We start from the raw sequence: 22,825 nt of genomic DNA, 5'->3' as shown, positions 1-22,825 counted from the left end.
ACTCATCCAGTATAGATTTTTGCTATTCACATTTGGATGGTTTCTTTATTAAGAGAAATATACTGCTGTGAAAAAAGACAAACTTTGCGAAACAGACTAAATTAATCATTAAGCAGGTTTATTTATTCATAAGAGAAATATCCATAATCGTTCCAGTATGAGCATCGGCAATAAATTCAAAATGTTCATTTTGACCGTTTCGATGACGTGAAATTCCCCCCCGAAATATTTCTTTTGTCATGGGTGCTAATTCATATTTTTCTGGTTCCATATGAATCCAAGAACCATTGATTGGTCCTTTTACTTTAAATGATTCTTTTACTTGATGAAGGACTTTTTCTGAAGAGATATACGTTTTATTTTTCATGCTTTCTCTATAGAGATAGGCTCCTGCTACTCCAACCGCGGCTCCAAATAATACAGATTTCCAGTTCATCTACATTCCCTCCAATTTGGCTATAGTATTAGTATACAAAACTTCTGAGTTGTATTCATCTATAAATAAGCAAAGGGAAGGGATGGAACGACAAAAGTGGAAACGAAGAGGATTCTTCAGTACAATAAGAGGTGACATAAAGAAAAGGAGCAGGATAATGAATAACGATACACTACAATTATTTCGTACTTTAACTGAATTACCAGGAGCACCGGGCAATGAGCATCTCGTTCGCAAATTTATGAAAGAACAACTTAGTACATATTCTGAAGAAATTATTCAAGATGGGTTAGGGAGCATTTTTGGTGTGAAAAGAGGAGAGGAAAAAGGACCAACAGTAATGGTAGCAGGTCATATGGATGAAGTAGGATTCATGGTTACTGCAATTACTGACAACGGAATGATTCGTTTTCAAACCCTGGGTGGTTGGTGGAGTCAAGTCTTGCTTGCTCAACGTGTTCAGATTATGACAGATGCTGGGCCAATAATAGGTGTGATTGGCTCAATTCCTCCTCATTTGTTATCTGAAGAAGCACGAAAAAAACCAATGGAAATAAAAAATATGCTTATTGATATTGGAGCAGACGATCAAGATGATGCTAAAATGATTGGCATCAAACCAGGTCAACAAATCTTGCCAATCTGTCCTTTTACGCCGATGGCAAATGAGAAAAAGATATTAGCAAAAGCTTGGGATAATCGGTACGGCTGTGGGTTAGCGATTGAACTGTTAAAAGAACTGAAGAATGAAACCTTACCGAATGTCCTCTATTCAGGAGCGACTGTCCAAGAAGAAGTGGGGTTACGGGGGGCGCAAACGGCAGCAACGATGATTAATCCGGATATATTCTTTGCCTTAGATGCTAGTCCAGCTAATGATATGTCAGGGGATAAAAATGAATTTGGTCAACTTGGTAAAGGGGCATTACTTCGTATCCTCGATCGCTCTATGGTTACGCATCGTGGGATTAGAGAATTTATTTTAGATACGGCAGAGTCACATAAAATACCGTATCAGTACTTTGTTTCACAAGGTGGAACCGACGCTGGACGAGTTCATATGTCTAACGAAGGGGTACCGAGTGCTGTTATTGGTATTTGTTCTCGTTATATTCACACACATGCTTCTATGATACATGTAGACGATTACGCTGCTGCAAAAGAGTTAATCGTCAAGCTTGTAAAAACTTGTGATTCTTCGACCATTGAAACCATACGCCAAAATAGTTAACAAGGAAGCCTAAGCAGATGCTTAGGCTTTTTTTAGGAAGGCATTTTTCGCAAAAATTGTGGCTTTTCGGATAGGGATATATCCCCTGATTTGTATGACTTCGTGCTCTTTTCCTAGTGGAAAATTCTTCATTTCTAGATAAAAAGGAAGAAATCAATCGAATAAAACCCGAATGCTTGTTTTTCTTTGTGTCAAGATCAACAAGGTATACGAAAGAGCCTCATGAAAAAGATAATACCATTTTGCCTTAGCCTAGGCAGGTAGCATCTACGGTAAAGAATACATTGCTAAATTAAAGGAGTTTTTTATTTGAAGATAGCGATTGGTTCCAAAAATCCAGCAAAGGTGAAAGCAGTAGAAGAGGCTTTCAGAGAGAATGGTCGTGTTTATGAACTCGTGTCCATCCAGACAAACTCAGGTGTAAATGACCAACCGTTGACAGATGAGGAGACATTAAAAGGGGCGATAAATAGAGCGGAGCGTGCCCGGTTAGCGACAGAAAGTACGATTGGAATAGGACTAGAAGGAGGTGTCACTGAAACGATTGCGGGGTTGGCCCTTTGTAATTGGGGGGTTCTTTCGATGGAAAATGAGTCCCCGATTATTGCAGGGGGAGCTCGGTTTTTATTGCCTGAAGAGATGTCCACTCGACTTAGACAGGGAGAAGAGCTAGGTCCCATCATGGATGAATATTGTCAAACAAAAGATGTCTCTAAAAAGGAAGGAGCTGTAGGAGTCTTCTCCAATGGAAAGATTTCGAGACAACAAATGTTTGAGCATGTCCTGAATCTTTTAATTGGTCAATGGGAGTATCGATGCAAAAGCAATAAGGGACCAACTCAGTACTGAGTTGGTCCCTTATTGGAGTCCAAGTGAAATTCTTGAAGTAGCATTGGTCAAGCTACAGTGGCTTATGGCACGGGAGAAAAAGACAGCCACAAGCTTTGCGAAAATAACCTATTTTTCACTCATTTTCGAATACGTAGGTAAGAACTTGTAGGGCTTGATCAATGGTTTCTACTGTAACAGTAACTTTTTGGGAAAGTTCTTTTAATGGGTGGTGCAAGTTCTTTGGACGTATTAGTATTAATGGCTTTCCGAGAGCGATTGCTGTACTAGCATCCATGGCACTATTCCATTGTTTATATTTTTCTCCAAAGAGTGCGATAACAATATCGGATTTACCTAATAATACTTGTGTACGGAAATTATTAATACTCGATGCAACCTCATCCTTAGCAATGGGGGTATGTTGCTCACCGAGGATGTCCTCTCCAACTGAGTCTGATCGTTCATGGTTTTCCATCGGACCGACAAATGAAAGCGGTAGGCTAAGTGAACTAGCTTTTTCTTTTACCTCATTTCTCCAAGAGCTATGAATTTCGCCAGCAAGGTAGACCGTTAAATTCAAATCAATTCCTCCTAACTATGTAGTCCAACTTATTGTATCACGAATACTCCTGAACTTCCCCCTGAGGCTGTTTGAAATCCATCATATGAACATATTAGTGAAGATGGGACGAGGTTGTCAATACCATTCTCCAAAGGTAAAATAAGGATTGAAGTACTTGAAATAGATAGGTGCGGCAAAGTATTATTTTTTCAATCGAAGTCCTAACCTATGATTTATTTAGGAGGAAACCGTATGAAATTAACAAGAAGGATAGGCATCACAATACTTATCGGTTTAATATTATCTAGTTGCCGAGCAACACTAGAAGAAAATATTGCAACAGCAGAAGAAGAAGTCAGCAAAGTCTTCGAAGCAAAAAAAGAAAAGAGCAATAAAGAGGGAGAAAATTTTAACTTCTATACACCATTTGGAATGAAAGTAGTAGAGGAATCAAAGAATAATATTATTCTTGAAAAAGGATCTGATACATTTATTTTGTTTTACAATCCTAATGAAGATAAAGCTAGTAAAGTGGTTTACGAACAAACGAAGGAAACGCAAAGTGATTTAATTGTGGATGATATTTATCAGAAAAAAGGTAAATTCGGCTATTTAATGGGTAGTAATGTTGATGAAGATCATGTGCAAATCATTGTAGGAGTGGGCGGAGCAAAAATGACGATCTTGACATCTGAATCCAAGATGGCATCGAAGTCAAAACTCATGATGAAGATTGTTTCATCAATTGAGTATAAGGACGAGTAAAGTCAATTCATTTCGCTCCTTCTAGAAACAAAGATAGCTGGAAGTAATACACGAGTTTGTTTAGCTACTGCATCTATTTACTAAGGTGTAGTTGTGGACAATCCTCTGTGTTGTCTTTACACTAGTAAAGACTGCTATTGAATTAGGAGGATATAATGAAACATTACCTAGAGAAAAAAGGGATTCATTTCTCTTTTAAAACTTATTTTATTGATGCATTAAGTTATATGGCGCTCGGACTCTTTTCATCTTTAATTATTGGATTAATCATTAAGACCATTGGTGTGGAAACAAATTTTTTCTTTAGTCCCTTCTTTACAGAAATGGGTACTTTAGCGATGAGTCTAATGGGACCCGCCATTGGGGCAGCAATCGCATACGGGCTTGGTGCACCGCCTTTAGTGATGTTTGCTGCAGTAGTGACAGGAGCGGCCGGTGCAACGCTTGGAGGGCCCTCCGGAGCTTATATCGCAGCCGTATTGTCTACAGAAATAGGGAAGCTAGTGAGTAAAACGACAAAAGTCGATATCATCTTAACCCCCTTTGTGACCATATTGGTAGGTTTTACTGCCGCGTCATTTATTGGTCCGTGGATCGCTGATTTTATGACACTGTTCGGTAGTTGGATTGAATGGGCGACAGAACAGCGTCCCATTACGATGGGAATATTAGTTGCGGGCTTAATGGGCCTTGCATTGACGGCTCCTATTTCGAGTGTGGCGATTGCTTTAATGTTAGGTCTAGACGGAATTGCAGCGGGAGCAGCGACGATAGGCTGTGCTGCTCAAATGGTAGGATTTGCGGTAATTAGTTACCGTGAAAACAAATTTGGGGGATTGCTTGCACAAGGGATAGGAACCTCAATGTTGCAAGTTCCAAATATTGTTAGGAATCCACTAATTCTTATTCCGCCTACCTTTGCAGGAATGATTATTGCTCCAATTGGTACCGCCGTTTGGCAAATGGAAAATATCAAAGAAGGCGCTGGTATGGGGACTAGTGGTTTCGTTGGACAAATCATGACGTTTAAAACGATGGGATTCACGCCGGAGATCATGACGCAGGTCGCTTTATTGCATATTGCTGGACCTGCGTTGATTGCCTTGATAATATCAGAGTTCATGAGAAAAATGGGCTGGATTAAACTTGGCCAAATGAAAATAGATACAGGAGGAAAATAAATGAAGAAATTAGCATCTATTGAAGAATTCAATTCGATGAAAAAATCTGGACAACACGTTTTTTTGTTTTCGGCAGATTGGTGCCCAGATTGTCGGATCATAGAACCTATTTTGCCTGAGATTGAGCAAGACTTTCAAGAATATACTTTCGTCTATGTAGATCGTGATGAATTTATCGACTTATGTATTGAGTTAGATATTTTCGGCATTCCTAGCTTTCTTGCTTATCATGATGACCAAGAGCGAGGTAGGTTCGTCAGCAAAGATAGAAAAACAAAAGAAGAAATTGTGACTTTTTTACAAAATCTCTAATGATATGGCTTTTTTCGTAAACTTTGTTGCTATGGGCACAAAGAAAAAACAGGCAATAAGGATTTTTCGATTGATTTCTAACTCTTCATCTGGAATGGAGTATTTTTCATTAGGAAAAGAGCACGAGTCATACAAGTCAAAGGATTCATTTTTATTCGAAAAGCCACAATCTTTGCGAATACAGCCAATGAAATAGATCATTTTAAAGGGAAATCCATGTATGAGTCATCTTTATGACTTCAGGATTTCCCTTTTTAAACAAGTAGGAAGTTTTGGTGTGAGCCTTGTGCGATTCTTGCTGTACAATAAGAAACAGGCAATCACGTTAATTGGAGGCGATAAAATGGATACGCAAAAAATGAAAAATCTATTGATAGAAAAATTATCAAATGCAGATCGGTTGATTTCATACGATCGTGAGAAAGACACATTACGAATTGAGAACAAAGAAACCAAAAAGGGAATCACGATTTCGTTACCGGGAGTTGTGGGTAGATATAATGAGAAAAAAGAAAAAGCGGTAGAAGAAATGGTATATTATGTGAATGAAGCATTAGAAGTGATGGGCAAAGACGTGACTTTAAACGAAAAAGAAAAAAATATTTTCCCAGTCATCAGATCCACTTCGTTCCCTAAAAATTCTTCGGAAGGACATCCATTAGTAAACGATGATCATACTGCTGAAACGAGAATTTATTATGCATTAGATTTAGGATCTTCTTATCGTTTGATCGATCAAAAATGGCTAGCAAAAGAAAGCTGGACTGAAGAAAAAGTAAGGGAAGTGGCACAATTTAATGTGCGTTCCTTGAGCACACCGGTAAAAAAAGATGAAGTAGCAGGAAATATATTTTATTTTTTACATGCGAAAGATGGTTATGATGCAAGCAGAATTTTAAATGATGCATTTCTACGGAAAGTGAGCGAGGACATTGAAGGTGAAATGACAGTTTCTGTTCCTCATCAAGATGTACTCATTATAGGAGATATGAGAAACGAGACAGGATATGATGTGCTGGCGCAAATGACAATGAGCTTTTTTTCTAGTGGTCCTGTTCCGATAACAGCACTTTCCTTCGTATATGATGACGGAGAGCTAGAGCCGATATTTATTTTGGGGAAAAATAAAAAAAAATAAGACATTCGATATACTGATTGAATGGTTTTCTAATTTCCAGTTCTAGTGTAGAAAAGCAGAGGTGATATCTTCACTGCTTCTTTACACTAGAACTGGTTATTTTGTTGGATGTAAAAGAGATTTCATGTAATCTATCATTTTTTCTCGAAATTTTCTCGTAAACTGTTACAATGGAAGGGATTATAAAAGAAAGAGTGATCAAGTTGAATTGGATCAAAAAAATGTTTCAAGGCTCGACAACAGAAGATGAGACTTCATTTAATAATGAGAAACAGCGGCATGCAAATAATCCAAAAGTAGAAAATAATCGAAGCAATGATAACATGGAGACCAAAATGGCCTTTCATTATCCTAAAGGAGAATTTCGTTTTCCAGTCATTCCAGACTTGGAAAGAAGAATTAGGGATAACAGTGGAACTAAGTCTCAAATAAAACCAAAAAAATCCGAGGGGTCGACAGAAAAACAGAAACCTGTTCAGGCTAAAATAGCGGAAAAACCTGCTGCATTTAAACGAGCATTTACACCAACTACCATTCCGAGCCCCATTTATGGATTTAAAGATCGCCCTATAGTGGAAGCGGAAGAAGTGTACTATGAATTGGAAACGAGTAGCCCACTTAACCCTCAATCGGAAAATGAAGAGATTTCATTGGGTTTTTCTCAGGACCTCGATTATGAATCAAAGGATGAATCCATACTCCCGGCAACTGAAATCGATTCGTCTGATGTGAAGGAAGCTTCTGTTGATCCTTCTCCTGACAATATTATGGAAAGTCGGATTGGAAGTGATATTTCGGCACGTCAAGAAGAAAATCCAGAGTTGATTGATGAGAAAGAAATGGACGTTCAGTCAGCAAACGAGACAATTGCGGCGAAAGAAGGTTTTTCCGAACCCCAATCGATCAATGAGACAGACGTTATAGAAAAAGATTCAAGTCATCGTAATGAAGAGTCACTGTCAAATCTAAAGGAGGAGACGACTAAAAAACCTGAAAGAAAAGAAAAAAGAAGACGTGTCCCGTTCAATGTGTTAATGCTAAACCAAGATCGAGAGCGTTTAGCCTCTAAACGAGCGGTCAGCCAGCACAATTCAGTGGAAGTCGATACAGCTAAGCAAGAGGAGAATGTTCAAGAGCAAGAGATTGTGTCATCACCACCGATCCCTCAAGTTGTGACAACAGAGGCATCTCATGATATTTATCATTTTCCGGACCTTACAATGCTTAGCCCTCCTCAAAAGGGAGAAGAGGATGAAAAATGGCTACAGCATCAAAGTGATTTATTGAATCATACGTTGATCAATTTTAACGTAAAGGCACAAGTTGTAAATGTGACACAAGGACCTTCTGTCACTCGTTTTGAAGTACAGCCAGAGCCTGGGGTGAAAGTGAATAAAATCACTAATCTAAGTGACGATCTTAAATTAAGCTTGGCGGCAAGAGACATTCGGTTAGAAGCACCTATTCCAGGGAAACATACAATTGGGATAGAAATACCTAACGAAAAAAGTCGCGCTGTATTCATTCGCGAGATTATTGAAAGTCCCGCATTTCAACAAACAAAATCCCCTCTCACAACTGTGTTGGGGCTGGATATTTCTGGGAAACCTGTGGTAACGGATTTAAACAAAATGCCACACGGTCTTATCGCGGGTGCGACAGGGTCTGGAAAAAGTGTCTGTATAAATTCGATAATCGTAAGTCTTTTATATAAAGCAAGACCAGATGAAGTGAAGCTGTTATTGATTGATCCGAAAATGGTAGAACTTGCGCCATACAATCATATCCCTCACCTAGTGAGCCCTGTAATTACCGATGTGAAGGCGGCGACAGCAGCATTAAAATGGGCTGTCGAAGAAATGGAGAGACGATATGAGCTCTTTGCTCATACAGGAGTTCGAGATATTGGCCGATTTAATGATTTGGCCGAAAAAAATGAAAAAACGAGCACGAAGTTGCCCTATATCGTCATCATCATTGATGAATTAGCCGACTTAATGATGATGTCACCGGGAGAAGTAGAAGAGTCCATTTGTCGTATTGCTCAAAAAGCTCGGGCGTGTGGAATTCATCTTCTCGTCGCTACTCAACGTCCCTCAGTTGATGTGATCACAGGGTTAATAAAAGCAAATGTTCCAACAAGAGTGGCCTTTTCAGTGTCTTCTCAAGTAGATTCACGGACCATTATTGATATAGGTGGCGCAGAAAAATTATTAGGAAAAGGCGATATGCTCTTTTTAGAAAATGGATCATCTAAATCCGTTCGCCTACAAGGTACGTTTGTTTCCGATGAAGAAATTGATGTGATAGTGAAACACGTACGTGCTCAACAGAAACCGAATTACTTATTCCATCAGGATGAATTGTTAAAAAAAGCAAGTATACAAGAGGATGAGGATGAGTTGTTTTATGAAGCATGTGAGTTTGTTGTGAATCAAGGTGGTGCTTCTGCTTCCCTTCTTCAGCGCCGTTTCCGAATTGGTTATAATCGTGCTGCCCGTCTCGTTGACATGATGGAAGACCAAGGAATCATATCTGAGACCCGTGGAAGTAAGCCGAGAGATATTTTGATTTCAGAAGAAGATCTAGAACAACATCATTAATGAATTTTGAGTAGGAATATAAGGAGAGCTTTGAGAATGAAAGAGATTGAATTAAAGTTAAAAGGCCAAATCAATCGCCTTACGAATCAAACATTTAAATTTGATGAACGAGTGAAGGAAGGTTGGTTTTCTGCCGTCTATTTCTTGAAAACAAGAGAAATTGCTAAAAAACACAAATCAAATAGTATTGTCACCATGCAGTTTTTTCAAAAAGAGAACGCTGTATTATGTGGGACGGATGAAGTAATCGCCCTCTTACATACGTTTGCTGATAATCCAAGCGATTTGGAAATTCACTCCTTAAAAGATGGAGATAAAATCTCTCCCTTTGAGACGGTCTTAACGGTTAAAGGATTGTACCAAGATTTTGGCTACCTTGAAGGTATGATTGACGGTATTCTTGCTCGACGTACATCAGTTGCTACAAATGTTTATAATGTTACCAAGGCTGCGGGGCTTTCTGGTAAACAAAAGCCTGTAATCTTTATGGGGGACCGTGATGATCACTTCACTCAGCAAGCAGGAGATGGTTATGCTTCTTTTATCGGTGGTTCAACAGCTCAAGCCACTCATGCGATGAATGAGTGGTGGGGCAAACAGGGGATGGGAACAATGCCTCATGCTCTCATTCAATTATTTGATGGTGATATTGTGGCTGCAACGGAGGCGTATCGTGATACCTTTCCGCAAGATGATTTAGTTGCTCTGGTCGATTATAATAATGATGTAATAACAGATTCATTGAAAGTTGCGAGAGTTTTCGGAGACGAACTTATGGGCGTAAGAGTAGACACTTCGCGAACATTGATTGATAAATACTTTTTACGAAACCAACATTTACTTGGTACATTCGATCCTCGTGGAGTGAATGCGGAGCTCATTTTCGCATTAAGAAAAGCATTAGATAATGAAGGGTTTCATCATGTTCAAATCGTAGTTTCAGGTGGTTTTCATGAGAAGCGAATTACCGAATTTGAAAAAAGTGGTGTTCCTGTAGATGTATACGGTGTTGGCGGTAGCCTGTTGAAAATTGGGATAGGTTTTACTGGTGACAATGTCTTAATCAATGGCAAAGACCAAGCAAAAGCGGGGAGGAAGTATCGGCCTAATTCTCGTTTAGTAAAAGTAGAAATGTGACCTAGAAGGTTTAACTCATTCTCATTAAGGTAAAGGCTATAAAGAGCACCTGGTTGATATCATAGTCAGCCTCACTAAAAAATGATATAATGATGAAATATGAAGCAGATTGTCTGTTTTAAAAAACCAATTTTCCTTTGCATTCATATAATGCTCACAGACAGACGATTGTTGGAGGTTCAATTTATGACTGTATACCATTTTGTAGGAATAAAGGGTTCTGGTATGAGTGCATTAGCCCAGATTCTTCACGACATGAATTATCATGTCCAAGGATCGGATGTTGATAAATATTTTTTCACCCAAAAGTCTTTAGAGGATTCAGGCATTAAGATTTTGCCGTTCCAAATAGACAATATTCAAGAGGGAATGACAGTGATTGCAGGTAATGCGTTTCCTGACACTCATGAAGAAATACAACGGGCTATTGAACTGAACCTACCTGTATTTAGATATCATAATTTCTTAGGCGAATTTATGAATAATTTCACGAGTGTTGCGGTGACAGGTGCTCACGGCAAGACGTCTACTACTGGGTTGTTGGCTCACGTGATATCTGGTATTAAGCCTACATCTTACTTAATTGGAGATGGAACGGGTAAGGGCGTAATGGATGCCCAGTATTTCGGTTTTGAGGCGTGCGAATATCGCCGTCACTTTTTGTCTTATTTCCCCGATTACGCAATTATGACCAATATTGATTTTGATCATCCTGATTACTTTGCAAATGTGGATGATGTTTTTTCTGCGTTCCAAGAGATGGCTTTGCAAGTTAAAAAAGGCATAATTGCTTGTGGAGATGACGAACATCTTCAGAAAATACAAGCAAAGGTTCCTGTATTGTTTTATGGCTTTAATGAAGAGAATGACTTCCAAGCCAGAAACGTTTCTACGAATGAGAATGGAACAACATTTGATGTATTCGTTCGAAACAACACGTATGCGACATTTACCATTCCTACCTATGGCAATCACAATATTTTGAATGCTCTTAGTGTGATTGCCCTTTGTCATTATGAAAATATTGACGCCGAGGCAGTCCAGGAACGGTTAAAAAGTTTTGAAGGTGTGAAACGTCGATTTACAGAAAAAAAACTAGACCACCAGATTGTAATTGATGATTATGCTCATCATCCTACAGAAATTCATGCAACGATTGATTCAGCAAGACAAAAGTATGCTGATAAGGAAATAGTAATTATTTTTCAACCGCATACTTTTACACGTACTCAAACATTTTTAACTGACTTTGCCCTTAGTCTTAGTCAAGCAGATAAAGTGTATCTATGTGAAATTTTTGGCTCAGCAAGAGAAAACCATGGGAAACTTTCAATTAATGATCTGTTGTCTAAAATTGACGGGGCAGAAATTATTGTTGAATCAGATATGTCAGCATTGCTAGAACATGAGGAAAGCGTCTTAATCTTTATGGGAGCTGGAGATGTTCAAAAGTTCCAAAAGGCTTATGAAGACTTGTATGAAGAGACAACTAAGACAAAGTAAATGGCAGGGGACTTGCTCAAAGCTCTCAATAAAAAATGAAAATAACGGAATTAAGACACATTAAGAGGATGAAATCTTTAAGATTTCATTCTCTTTTGTATATAAGTTTATGTGTGTATTATTTAAAAAACGAAGGTATATATTCGGTAAAAAACATTTAGAATTGCATGCACAGCCGATTCATAGTGACTTCAGGCGTTTTATGGATGTGACGAACAAACCCTTGAACAGCTTTACGTATTTTTTGAACAGGATCAAAGAATACATTGTTGATGACAGATGATTTTAACCAACCCCAAAGTTCTTCAATCATATTAAGGTTTGGGCTATAGGGCGGAAGGTAGACCAAAGTAAGAAGGTTCTTATGTTGTTCCAAAAACGGTTGGATAAGTTTTGCATGATGAATTCTCGCGTTATCTAAAATCATGACAATCTTTTCTCCATTATATTTATCAATCACTTTTTCGAGAAAGGACAGGAATTCCTTGGCCGTATAGCGATCTTCCTGAATACAGAATACCTCTCCTGTCTCGTAATCCAACGTACCAATTAACTTTGCACCCCAATGTTTTCCGTAGGTCGGAATGATCTTTTGTTGACCCTTGGCAAACCATGTTCGTGATAAAGCTTGATAGTCTCGAATCATGGATTCATCCTCAAATAAGATGCGGTCTATTTCCCCATCTAGGAGTTTTTTTAAGCTGTTTAAACTCTTCTTTGAACGCTTCTTGTTTGACAGGATCAGCTTTAGCCAGTGTATACGTTGGTTTGGTGAAGCTCAGATTGAGACGGTAGAGCAATGCCCGCACGCCACGATTTGAGTAGGAAATGTTAAATTCCTGCTTGATCCAATTGTTTATGATTGGAGCCGTCCAATTCCTTTCCACTGGAAAACCTACATCAACGGGCGTTTGGTTCACAATCGTTTGATAAACTTTTTCCTCCTGATCGGGAGTGAGTTTCCGATTTCGACCTGTGGGAAGATCTCTTTGGAGTCCATCCAGTCCACCCTCACGATACGCCTTACTATAATTGTAGAGTGTGGAAATCCTTCGTCCAACTACTTCCGCTATGTTTGGATAGGATTCCCCACGTAGAACCATCAAAATCGTTTGATAGCGCTCGAGCATTCGTAGATCTTTGTTTCCTTTGATGGCTGCTTTTATTTCTTGAACTGCTTGATCTTTTTCACTTGGATGTACGCCTACACGTTTGCTCATATGTCCGGTCCCCATTCAATAAATGTTGGCTCTTCGCTATTTAGTGTTGACAAGACAATTTTCTAGGGTTCAATTGATGCTACCATTTTAGCTTAATGTCAGGATTCTACATAATGATTAAAACAAGCGAAAAACCAAACCGGACAAGGGAATGAGTTCAATTGCTCGCTCAGCATTCACCACCTGTTACAAGAATAATTGATTGAGTTCTGAAACCTACATAGTTGTTTGAACTAAATACTAAATAGCGAAGAAGCTAAATGTTACTCCCTATTATACAGGATGATTCTAGATCTATTACAATCTATTGGATTTTATTCCTATTCGAAAAGCCACAATCGTTGCGAAAATAGCCTTTATAAAATATAGTACATTTTCTTACGTTGAATCATAAGGCAATTTTAACAAGATACCGAAATAATTATTAAATATTTGTAGATAATATTAGAGAATCAAATTAATGGAAATGTGATGATGACAAAATGGTAGATGGTGTAATCGAAGAGATTAGCAATTTACATATATCCATAAAAGCATTGAATGATGGGTACATAGAAATTTGGAAAAAAGAAATGGTTCTTACCTGGCGTTGGTGGCTTAATGTTGCGTTGCTGATATTACCTTGGTTTTTTTGGTTGATCTTTAGAAGGAAAGAATGTACGAATCGTTTATTACTAGCTGGTTTATTTGTCTATGTCCTAACCTCTGTTCTTGATTCGGTCGGTGTCGCTTTCGGGTTATGGATGTATGCTTATACCCCTTTACCCTATATACACTCCTTTTTCATGCCATGGGATTTCAGCTCTTTTCCTGTTATGGTTATGTTTTTAATCCAATACAAGCCGAATGCGAATCCATATATAAAAGCAATTATTTTTGCGTGCATAAGTGCCTTTTTATTCGAACCTATATTTGTCCAACTGAAAGTCTATAAACCCTTACATTGGGAACATTATTTCAGTTTTCCTTTTTATTTTCTTATTTATGTAATTGCTCATCGAGTAAGTAGACGAGGGAATTTCGAAAAAATTACCTAATGCTATTTTGTTGAAGGACCTTTTCGTATACATTGAGGTCATTTCATCAAATTTTGATTAAATCTTCCATTTCCCTGTTGATTTCATTTATAAATAGACGAAATGATACCTGGAACAAAGCTATATCATAGATGATAAACTGATACGAAAAGCCACAAATTTTGTGAAAACAGCCTTGTTGAAAAGTTATTGGAGGGTACGGAATATTAAAAGGGTAAAAAGAGCTTGGAATTTATTCCAAGCTCTTTTAAGTATCCGAATTCTACTTTTGCTGAAAAGTGGATATTTCTATAGTCTCCAGAGCACTTTAGTGACTCTTACTCTAATATGAATGGAGTTAATTTTACTACATCCAGCTTAATTTTTTAGAATATACATCTGGCGTAATAAGTGATCTAATTTGAGGTAAACCATAAGGTATTGAAACCGAGGACTACCCTTCATGTCAATGGTAGAGTTGGTGAACTTACTTTAGATTTTCAGGGTTTAACGCTGTAAGTTCGGGATGTACAAACACCCCGTCTTTTCTAATTAAGACATCATCAAAATATATTTCTCCTCCACCATAATCAGGACGTTGAATGCAGACTAAATCCCAGTGTATATTAGATGAATTCCCATTATAAGCTTGATCATAGCATTGACCTGGTGTGAAGTGAAAGCTCCCATCGATTTTTTCGTCAAACAAAATATCTTGCATCGGGTGTGAAATAAAAGGATTAACACCTATTGCAAACTCTCCGATATAACGTGAACCGTCATCTGTATCAAAAATTTTATTGATTCGTTCAGTATCATTGGCTGTTGCCTCAATGATTCTTCCATCAACAAAGGTTAATTTTACATTTTCGAATGTAAAACCCTGATAAGGAGAGGGAGAATTATAGGAAACAGTTCCATTCACTGAATGTTTTACTGGAGCTGTATAGACTTCACCATCCGGAATGTTGAGTCGCCCAGCACATTTAACAGCTGGAATGTCTTTTATAGAAAAACTTAAATCTGTACCAGGGCCTGTAATTCTTACCTTGTCGGTTTTGTCCATTAACTGAACCAATCCCTCCATTGCTTCGCCCATTTTTTCGTAATTAAGATTGCAAACTTCGAAGTAAAAATCTTCAAATGCCTCAGTGCTCATTTTGGCTAATTGGGCCATAGAGGCATTTGGGTACCGAAGGACTACCCATTTTGTGTTTGGGACACGGATATCACGGTGAACTTGTTTCATAATCGTTTCCCCGTGAATCTTCATTTTATCTCCGGGGACATCTGCATGTTCATTAATGTTTTCACCTGATCGTATTCCAATATAAGCATCCATTTCTTTCATGACATTGGCTTCGAATTGAGCCAATAGTGAATAATGATCACTCGTTGCACCTAATAATAGTGCGCGATCGATGGATTGGTCTTTTATGGAGACGACTGGTTGACCACCAGCTTCATACGCTTCTTTTACTAACGCTGTGACCAGCTCCTTTTGAAGCCCGAAATTTTCAATTAGTACCTTTTCACCTGGTTGTAATTGAACGGAATAATGGATAAGGTTCTTTGCTAACAAGCTAATTCTTGAATCTTTCATGTATGTACCCTCCTTGAAACTAGTAATACGTTGTTCTTGAGCTTACTGGCTCGAATCCCCTTGAAAAACCGATTTTTATACTATCCATATATAGGGAAGGGAAAGAGACCCAGAATGGATGTCTCATTTTATTTTACCCTATACTGACAGAAAGAGATACGTATTCAAAAGCTGTTTTCGCGATGTTTGTGCTTATGGTATTAGTTTATCATCCATTATAAAGCTTTGTTTCGGGCTCCGTTTCGCCTATTTTGATGGAAATCAACAGTGAAATGGAGGATTTAATCAAAAATCAGTTGAAATAAAGACAATGTATACGATAAACGCCTATTCAAAAGAGAAGGAGAAAGAAAAAGGAAAGAGTTCATTGAAAATGTCTTGTTATCAAACTGTAATATATTATCAATAGGTTCAAGCAGGAATTTTAAGATACAAAAGAGAAATAGGTTTTAATGTTACAATTAACGGGTAGTGTATTGATAAGTAGGAGGTGGGAATATGGAAATCATACTTTATTTAAGTGTAGCAGTAATTGCAGTAGCTTTTTTCATTTTAGTAGTGTATTTAGCCAAAACCCTAACATCCCTTCAAGAGACGTTAAAAAGTGTGTCGAGCACTTTGGATGGACTAGAAGGACAGATGAAGGGAATAACGACAGAGTCCACAGACTTATTACATAAGACAAACTTGCTAGCTGAAGATGTTCAGAAAAAGTCTGAAGATTTAAATACAGTTGTCTATGCGGTTAAGGACGTTGGTAGGTCTATCCAAGAATTTAATTCTTCTGTACGTAAAGTTACTAAAAGCGTTTCTCGCCAAATGGAAAATAATCGCGAAAAAATTTCTCAAGTTGTTCAATGGGGTAATGTTGCAATGGAACTTCGTGAAAAATGGCAATTGAAGAAGTCGCAGAATCGAGATGAAGCTTCATCCGTTGCTGATGAGAAGAACGAAGTAACACGTCGTGGGAAAATATTTCAACGTTCAGATCAATAATCAAGGCTGTTTTCGCAAATTTTGTGGCTTTTCGAGTCCGTTTATCATCAATGATATAGCTTTGTTTCCGGCATCACTTCGTCTGTTTTTGATGGAAATCAACAGTGAGATAGCCACAATGTATACGAATAGAGCCATAATCAATTATGAAAGGGAGATGAATATTTATGTCAGAACAAAACCAAAAGCAACTTCCAAATCCAAATGGAGGTCTTATTCAAGCACCAGAAAATCTTGATTCTACTACTTCATCGAGTACGAATTCAAAAGACTTTATGGTTGGAGCCCTTATCGGAACCGTAATTGGAGCTGCAACGGCCCTGTTTTTAGCTCCAAAGGCAGGAAAAGATTTAAGAAATGATGTTAACACACAAGCAACAAATCTTAAAGTAAAAACAACTGAATGGAAGGACACGGCTGTTGAAAAAGGGAATAATTTTGCAGAGGCTGCGAAAGACCGAACTGCGGTTATTAAAAAGTCCGTACAAGATTCAGGTATTGTAGATAAAGTGAAGAATATGCGTAGTAAGGATGAAATATCAGAAGAGGCAGAGGCTGAAATAGCTTCATCGGAGCTTGCAGAACCTGTAGGTTTGGATGAAGATACACTTTCACAAGAATCTACCCATGATATAGAAGTGAGTACAACAAGTAATCTTGAAGAAATTAGTGTAGATGATGAAAAAAAGGCGGTTAATCAGTACGACGGTTCTGAGACAAACGTCTAAACAGAGTGAAAGCGATGAAATTTCTTCATCGCTTTTTTTTTAGGCTCTTTTCGCATACTTTGTTGCTGTAGCATACAAAGAAGGATGGAAACATTCTTTTCTTTCCTCATTTCGGGTTAATAATGATGCGAAAAGATGCCCGAAGTCATTCTTCATCATGAATTGAGGGCTAACTCGAAAAGCCACAATTTTTGAGAAAACAGCCTTTTGTTAAGCAACATACTAGCTATCATAGCTTGAAAAGGGTAGGATGAAAAAAATGAAGGGATGTGTAGGTGTGAAAAAGGTACATACTATTGAAGAATTCGAAGAGATATTAAAAAATGAATCCCGGTTCTTCTTTATGAAACATAGCTTAACATGTCCGATTAGTGGAAGTGCATTTAACCAATATCAATCATTTGCTACTAATTCTGACGATCAAACGTATTTTCTGGCTGTACAAGATTCGCGAAAGCTTTCAAATTATATTGCGGAGAAGTTTGGTGTCCGACATGAGTCGCCACAAGCGTTGTTATTTGTTGGAGGAAAACCCGTTTGGGATGCATCTCATTACAGTATTACAACTGAGACTTTATCAAGTAGATAATAATCAATGTATAAATGAGAATGATTCTAAATCTATACAAAAAACTCCAGAGCAGGAATATTGCTCTGGAGTTTTTTTACCTAAATAGCTGAAAGGAGCTTTACAAGCTTATGACTTTTCTTTTGCAAGGGGCCACTGGATTTCCAAAGAGTCTCCTGCATGGATAGGGTCATAAAAAGTGGTAATTTCACCATTTCGCAACAATTGAAATTTTCCACCTGCATTAGGGGGCATGTCCACCTCAATGTGTCGGAATAAATCTTGAAAAATAAAATCTGAAGTACCAATGAGTTTATATAAAATCGAATCTCCATTTTGAATGATGGAATCTGCTAGAATTTCTTCTCCGTTCTTGTATGCTTCTAATTGTTTTTTATCAAGTTGTATTTCTTGCCCATTATAGGTAACAATGATCGACTTTTGTATAAGCAAATGTTTTTTTTTGGCAATTTCTTGCCACGTTACTTCTGGTCCAGGTACGCTGATAATCCGGTCTCCTTGTTGAGGAGAATAGGATGATTTCACCTCTTGTCCATTCACTGTGACTTTCCCTGAATATATTGGGAAAAACGTCTCCTTTCCATTCAAGCTCACACGGAAGGGATGTAAACTGGTTCTCCATGCCTTGTTCTCATAAAAATTAAAAATTTCTCGTAAAGTTGATAGCTCTTCGATGCTTATTTTGTCTCGATCTGACACAGAGGTAAACTTGTCAACAACCTCCCCATTTTTTAACACGGTGGTTGGAAGTTGAATGGGTTTATCATCTATATAAATAGTTTTGGGTTGGGCGAAATCAATTAAGTCACCAACGGTTAGACTTGCTGCTGCTCCATCTAGACCTTTTTCCACTATTAATTCGTCTTCGTTGGCCACATGCTCATCGAAGGAACATGGTTTTCCGTTTTTTAAAATAAGTGGGGCCTTTCCATATTGTCCGGGAATGGTCACCTCTTGCCCATTGACATTTACGATCATAGCTATCCCTGGCTTACCATACAACTTGTTTATTTTTATTCCTGCCGCTAGTAGACAATCACCTACGGAAAGAGTGTTTACTTCAAATAAACGAACAGGCTGACCGTTAACATAAGTTGTTACGTATTGTACGGGAGATTTCTTTGCCGCAATGGCAATGCCAATCGGTGTCACGAGTTCCGGACCCATTGAAGTTTCATTATCAATTGAAATATGTGGAATCGCATCGACTCCACGGATAGCTACTCGATTTAGAGGCAAGCGAAGGGCTTTTGCTAATCGAGATGGAAGTTCGGGTGTCTGACTACCACCACCGACGAGCATAACAGCTTTAGGAGAGCGGGAATAATTTAGCTCATTAATTTCTTCTGCAATGGTTTGAGCTAAATGATCAATCGAATGCGAAATTTTGTCTATTAAATCGCTCCTGGTGATTTCGGTTTCAAACCCTAAAATATCCGTAATGACAATAGATTCTTCTTTTGAGAGTTTACGCTTAGCTTCTTCTGCAAAAGGAAAATCAAGCAAAAAAGCATCACTAAGTGCTTCTGTAATCTCATCACCTGCTGTTGGTACCATACCATAGGCCGTAACTGTGCCGCTTTCCGTAATGGCGATGTCAGAGGTTCCTGCGCCAATATCGACAAGGGCGACATTTAAGCGTCTCATAGAGGGGGGGATCAATACATTAATGGCGGCAATCGGTTCAAGTGTTAATGCCTCCATTTCCAAATCAGCTCGCTTTAACGCAGAAAGTAAAGACTCCACGACGATTCGTGGCAAAAAAGTTGCGATTATTTCTACCTTTGCTGTATGCCCTTGTTGATCAATAAGATTGCCAATTTCTTCTCCATCTAGCTTATAGTATAGAACAGAATACCCTACACAATAATAATGAGTGCTTTTATCTGACTGTTGTTTCTCGGCAGCAAGAGCCTGTGCTTGTTGCACCGCACTGAGCTCTAAGTGAAGAATATCTTCAGCTGTCATTAGTGATTTTCCTTGTATATTTATTAGAGCCTCTGATGTTTGTGTTCTTAATGCACGCCCAGCTGCAGCCACGCATACCTTTGTAAGAGAACCATGTTTTTGTTCCAGTTGTTTTTTGACTTCATTAATGACTTCACTTACGGCAACAACATCATGAATTTGTCCATCCACCATAGCCCTTTCTTTGTGCTCAATGGATAAGAGATCCAAAACCTTATAGGAAGAATCTGTTTCCTCTAAAATAATACCTACCACAGACCTTGTTCCGATATCTAAAGCAAATACTTTTTTTTCAAGCTGCATCATTTCACCCACTTTTATATTTCAAAATAATACTTTAGTGCTTAAAAGCGTTTAATAAATAAAGTGAAAACTAGTGACATTTATTTTTTTTTGAATTATAATGTTCTTTATCACCTATTTTAAAAGTATCACAAATTGTTGGAATAAAACATTAAATACCTTTGGATATTCGAATAAACCGTTAATAAACTAGAAAGGGTGCGTATCGTGAGTAATAAAGAATTAGATCAGCTTCGCCATCAAGTAGATGAGATGAATTTAAAACTATTAGAACTTATCAACGAGCGGGCAACACTTGTGCAAGAAATTGGAAAAGCAAAAGAGAAACAAGGTATCAATCGCTATGATCCTGTGAGAGAAAGAAATATGCTAAATCTCATTGATGAACATAATGATGGACCGTTTGAAAATTCAACTGTTGAACACATTTTTAAAGAAATATTCAAAGCAGGCCTTGAATTGCAGCAAGACGACCATCGTAAAGCTTTGTTAGTTTCTCGAAAAAAGAAACCTGAAGATACGATAGTCGATATAAAAGGAGAAAAAATAGGTGACGGTCAACCACATTTTATTTTTGGTCCTTGTGCTGTAGAATCCTATGAACAAGTAAAAATGGTAGCTCAATCTGTGAAAGCTAAGGGATTAAAACTTCTACGAGGAGGAGCTTTTAAACCTCGTACATCTCCCTATGACTTTCAAGGTCTTGGTTTAGAAGGCTTGAAAATTTTAAAACAAGTTGCAGATGAATATGACCTAGCAGTTGTAAGTGAGATTGTCAACCCAGCTGATATTGAAAAAGCGGTTCAGTACATTGATGTTATCCAAATTGGTGCACGTAATATGCAAAACTTCGACCTCTTAAAAGCAGCTGGTGCAGTTGATAAGCCCGTTCTACTAAAACGAGGTTTATCAGCCACTATTAGTGAATTTATTAATGCGGCTGAATACATTATTTCACAAGGAAATGAGAACATCATTTTGTGTGAAAGAGGAATCAGAACCTTTGAAAGAGCCACTCGTAATACGTTAGATATATCAGCTGTTCCGATTTTAAAACAAGAAACGCATTTACCAGTCTTTGTTGATGTAACGCATTCAACTGGTCGCAGAGACTTGTTATTACCAGCGGCAAAAGCCGCATTAGCAATCGGGGCGGATGGTGTGATGGCAGAAGTGCATCCAGATCCAGCGGTAGCACTTAGTGATTCTGCTCAACAGATGGACATCAGTCAATTCGACACATTTTATAATGAAATACAAAAAGGAATTTCTATTCGGTCTTAAAGGTTTCCATTGGAAGCCTTTTTTTAGTTTCTTTTTACGGTTGGAAAGATACTGCAAAAAGACAAGTTTCGGGACATTTCTTCATATGTTCTTATTCTAAGTTACTGCAAAAATGAAGTTTACCATCGAATAATAAATTTAAAGCCAATAATGTGTGCGATTAGAGTCTTAGGAAAAGAGCACGAAGTCATAAGCTGATAACCAGTTAATCTTATGCTTTCAATGTAATATGTGATAAAATCCACATAATATAGTGAATTTGATTGCAGTTCTAGTGCCACTAAAGTATGATAAAAATCACAAAATAGTATCTGCTTACGCTTGTTGTTTTTGAATTTTTTAATAATAGTGTAAAATAATATTAAATGGATAGATAAAAGGAGTGCACTCTTTATGAATATAACGATATATGATGTAGCTCGTGAGGCTAGCGTTTCCATGGCGACGGTTTCACGTGTGGTTAATGGAAATCCAAATGTAAAACCAGCGACAAGAAAAAAAGTACTAGAGGTAATTGATCGATTAGAGTATCGACCTAATGCAGTAGCAAGAGGGTTAGCTAGTAAAAAAACGACGACAGTCGGGGTCATCATTCCTGATATCTCAAATATCTTTTTTGCCGAGCTAGCACGAGGAATAGAAGATATAGCAACTATGTATAAGTATAATATTATTTTGAGTAACTCAGATCAAAATAAAGAAAAAGAATTGCACTTATTAAACACGATGCTAGGTAAGCAAGTGGATGGAATTGTCTTTATGGGGGGAAATATTACTGAGGAGCATGTAGATGAGTTTAAACGTTCCCCGGTACCTATTGTTTTAGCAGGGTCGGTAGAAGAGTCAAAAAATATTCCTTCTGTGAATATAGACTATGAAGCTGCAGCTTATGATTCTGTTCAAGCAATGATGAACAAAAACCATCAAAATATTGCCTTTGTAAACGGTCCCTTGAATGATACGATCAATGTTAAACATAAGTTAGCAGGTTTTAAAAGAGCATTTAATGAAGCGGGTCTATCGTATAGTGAACAATTGATTGTTGAAGGGGATTATACGTATGACTCAGGCATCGAGGCCTGGAGTAAGTTAAGTGAATTAGCAGAAAGACCAACGGCTGTTATTGTTGGAAACGATGAAATGGCGCTTGGTGTTGTGCATGGTGCACAGGATAATGGCCTTTCCATACCAGAGGATATAGAAGTGATTAGCTTCGACAACACTCGACTAGCATTAATGGTTCGTCCACAGCTAACGTCAATTGTTCAGCCATTATATGATATTGGAGCAGTAGCAATGAGGTTGTTAACAAAATATATGAACAAAGAAACAGTAGATGAAAATATTGTCGTACTTCCTCATAGAATTGAGTATCGTAACTCAACAAAATAATATTCCTGTCGATATATAAATTATAGA

At 37.9% G+C, this 22,825-nt stretch carries 20 protein-coding genes; 15 read left to right on the top strand and 5 right to left on the bottom strand.

The window, feature by feature from the left end:
* Positions 1-118: 118 nt before the first annotated feature.
* Entirely contained in the window at positions 119-436 is a 318-nt protein-coding gene (locus U8D43_RS11460; protein WP_335871313.1) for a hypothetical protein, read from the bottom strand.
* 157 nt (positions 437-593) lie between these two features.
* On the opposite strand from U8D43_RS11460, the gene U8D43_RS11455 reads away from it, so the two are divergent.
* Positions 594-1,667, top strand: coding sequence for a M42 family metallopeptidase (locus tag U8D43_RS11455; protein WP_335871312.1), 1,074 nt, complete (start codon positions 594-596; stop codon positions 1,665-1,667).
* A 309-nt stretch (positions 1,668-1,976) separates the two neighbouring features.
* A complete protein-coding gene (locus U8D43_RS11450) occupies positions 1,977-2,516 on the top strand; it encodes a DUF84 family protein (protein ID WP_335871311.1) in 540 nt (179 codons plus the stop codon).
* 115 nt (positions 2,517-2,631) lie between these two features.
* Here U8D43_RS11450 and U8D43_RS11445 read toward each other — a convergent pair whose 3' ends face one another.
* Positions 2,632-3,078 carry a YtoQ family protein gene (locus U8D43_RS11445; protein ID WP_335871310.1) on the bottom strand — a complete coding sequence of 149 codons (447 nt, stop codon included), beginning with the start codon at positions 3,076-3,078 and terminating at the stop codon, positions 2,632-2,634.
* 234 nt (positions 3,079-3,312) lie between these two features.
* Between U8D43_RS11445 and U8D43_RS11440 the strand changes: the two genes are divergently transcribed.
* The 7 genes from U8D43_RS11440 to murC all read left to right on the top strand — a co-directional run bounded on the left by U8D43_RS11440 (position 3,313) and on the right by murC (position 11,699).
* The gene (locus U8D43_RS11440) at positions 3,313-3,825 is read left to right on the top strand and encodes a hypothetical protein (RefSeq protein ID WP_335871309.1); all 513 of its coding nucleotides are present in this window, start codon (positions 3,313-3,315) and stop codon (positions 3,823-3,825) included.
* A 155-nt stretch (positions 3,826-3,980) separates the two neighbouring features.
* Positions 3,981-5,006 (top strand): PTS sugar transporter subunit IIC, encoded by a 1,026-nt coding sequence (locus U8D43_RS11435; RefSeq protein ID WP_335871308.1) that lies wholly within the window; start codon positions 3,981-3,983, stop codon positions 5,004-5,006.
* Positions 5,007-5,318: a thioredoxin family protein gene (locus U8D43_RS11430; RefSeq protein ID WP_335871307.1), complete on the top strand. Its 312-nt coding sequence runs from the start codon at positions 5,007-5,009 to the stop codon at positions 5,316-5,318.
* A 343-nt stretch (positions 5,319-5,661) separates the two neighbouring features.
* Entirely contained in the window at positions 5,662-6,456 is a 795-nt protein-coding gene (locus tag U8D43_RS11425; protein WP_335871369.1) for a DUF1444 domain-containing protein, read from the top strand.
* A gap of 221 nt (positions 6,457-6,677) precedes the next feature.
* A complete protein-coding gene (locus U8D43_RS11420) occupies positions 6,678-9,059 on the top strand; it encodes a DNA translocase FtsK (RefSeq protein WP_442893597.1) in 2,382 nt (793 codons plus the stop codon).
* A 36-nt stretch (positions 9,060-9,095) separates the two neighbouring features.
* Positions 9,096-10,196, top strand: a complete 1,101-nt coding sequence (locus U8D43_RS11415; RefSeq protein ID WP_335871306.1) for a nicotinate phosphoribosyltransferase — start codon at positions 9,096-9,098, stop codon at positions 10,194-10,196.
* A 186-nt stretch (positions 10,197-10,382) separates the two neighbouring features.
* Entirely contained in the window at positions 10,383-11,699 is a 1,317-nt protein-coding gene (gene murC / locus U8D43_RS11410; protein WP_335871305.1) for a UDP-N-acetylmuramate--L-alanine ligase, read from the top strand.
* A 157-nt stretch (positions 11,700-11,856) separates the two neighbouring features.
* Here murC and U8D43_RS11405 read toward each other — a convergent pair.
* Positions 11,857-12,919 (bottom strand): IS630 family transposase gene (locus U8D43_RS11405; protein ID WP_335871304.1). Its coding sequence is split into 2 segments (ribosomal slippage): positions 11,857-12,412 and positions 12,411-12,919, totalling 1,065 coding nucleotides; the frame shifts between segments, so codons are not numbered across the junction.
* Positions 12,920-13,401: 482 nt separating this feature from the next.
* Here U8D43_RS11405 and U8D43_RS11400 point away from each other — a divergent pair.
* Entirely contained in the window at positions 13,402-13,956 is a 555-nt protein-coding gene (locus U8D43_RS11400; protein WP_335871303.1) for a CBO0543 family protein, read from the top strand.
* Between the two features lie 466 nt (positions 13,957-14,422).
* Here U8D43_RS11400 and U8D43_RS11395 read toward each other — a convergent pair whose 3' ends face one another.
* Entirely contained in the window at positions 14,423-15,538 is a 1,116-nt protein-coding gene (locus U8D43_RS11395) for an aminopeptidase (RefSeq protein WP_335871302.1), read from the bottom strand.
* Between the two features lie 498 nt (positions 15,539-16,036).
* Between U8D43_RS11395 and U8D43_RS11390 the strand changes: the two genes are divergently transcribed.
* The 3 genes from U8D43_RS11390 (at position 16,037) to ytxJ (ending at position 17,851) form a co-directional block, all read left to right on the top strand.
* Positions 16,037-16,534, top strand: a complete 498-nt coding sequence (locus tag U8D43_RS11390) for a DUF948 domain-containing protein (protein WP_335871301.1) — start codon at positions 16,037-16,039, stop codon at positions 16,532-16,534.
* A gap of 167 nt (positions 16,535-16,701) precedes the next feature.
* Positions 16,702-17,262 carry a YtxH domain-containing protein gene (locus U8D43_RS11385; protein ID WP_335871300.1) on the top strand — a complete coding sequence of 187 codons (561 nt, stop codon included), beginning with the start codon at positions 16,702-16,704 and terminating at the stop codon, positions 17,260-17,262.
* Between the two features lie 259 nt (positions 17,263-17,521).
* Positions 17,522-17,851, top strand: coding sequence for a bacillithiol system redox-active protein YtxJ (ytxJ, locus tag U8D43_RS11380; RefSeq protein WP_335871299.1), 330 nt, complete (start codon positions 17,522-17,524; stop codon positions 17,849-17,851).
* Between the two features lie 108 nt (positions 17,852-17,959).
* On the opposite strand, the gene U8D43_RS11375 is transcribed toward ytxJ, so the two are convergent.
* A complete protein-coding gene (locus U8D43_RS11375; RefSeq protein WP_335871367.1) occupies positions 17,960-20,122 on the bottom strand; it encodes a cell division protein FtsA in 2,163 nt (720 codons plus the stop codon).
* Between the two features lie 207 nt (positions 20,123-20,329).
* Between U8D43_RS11375 and U8D43_RS11370 the strand changes: the two genes are divergently transcribed.
* Entirely contained in the window at positions 20,330-21,406 is a 1,077-nt protein-coding gene (locus U8D43_RS11370; RefSeq protein WP_335871298.1) for a bifunctional 3-deoxy-7-phosphoheptulonate synthase/chorismate mutase, read from the top strand.
* 393 nt (positions 21,407-21,799) lie between these two features.
* On the top strand, positions 21,800-22,798 hold the full coding sequence (ccpA, locus tag U8D43_RS11365; RefSeq protein ID WP_335871297.1) for a catabolite control protein A: 999 nt from the start codon (positions 21,800-21,802) through the stop codon (positions 22,796-22,798).
* The last annotated feature ends 27 nt before the right edge of the window (positions 22,799-22,825 follow it).

The organism is Bacillus sp. 2205SS5-2, assembly GCF_037024155.1.
Lineage (GTDB): Bacteria > Bacillota > Bacilli > Bacillales > Bacillaceae_K > Bacillus_CI.
The sequence above is the reverse complement of the archived record's forward strand: the minus strand, read 5'-3'. Positions and strand labels throughout refer to the sequence as shown.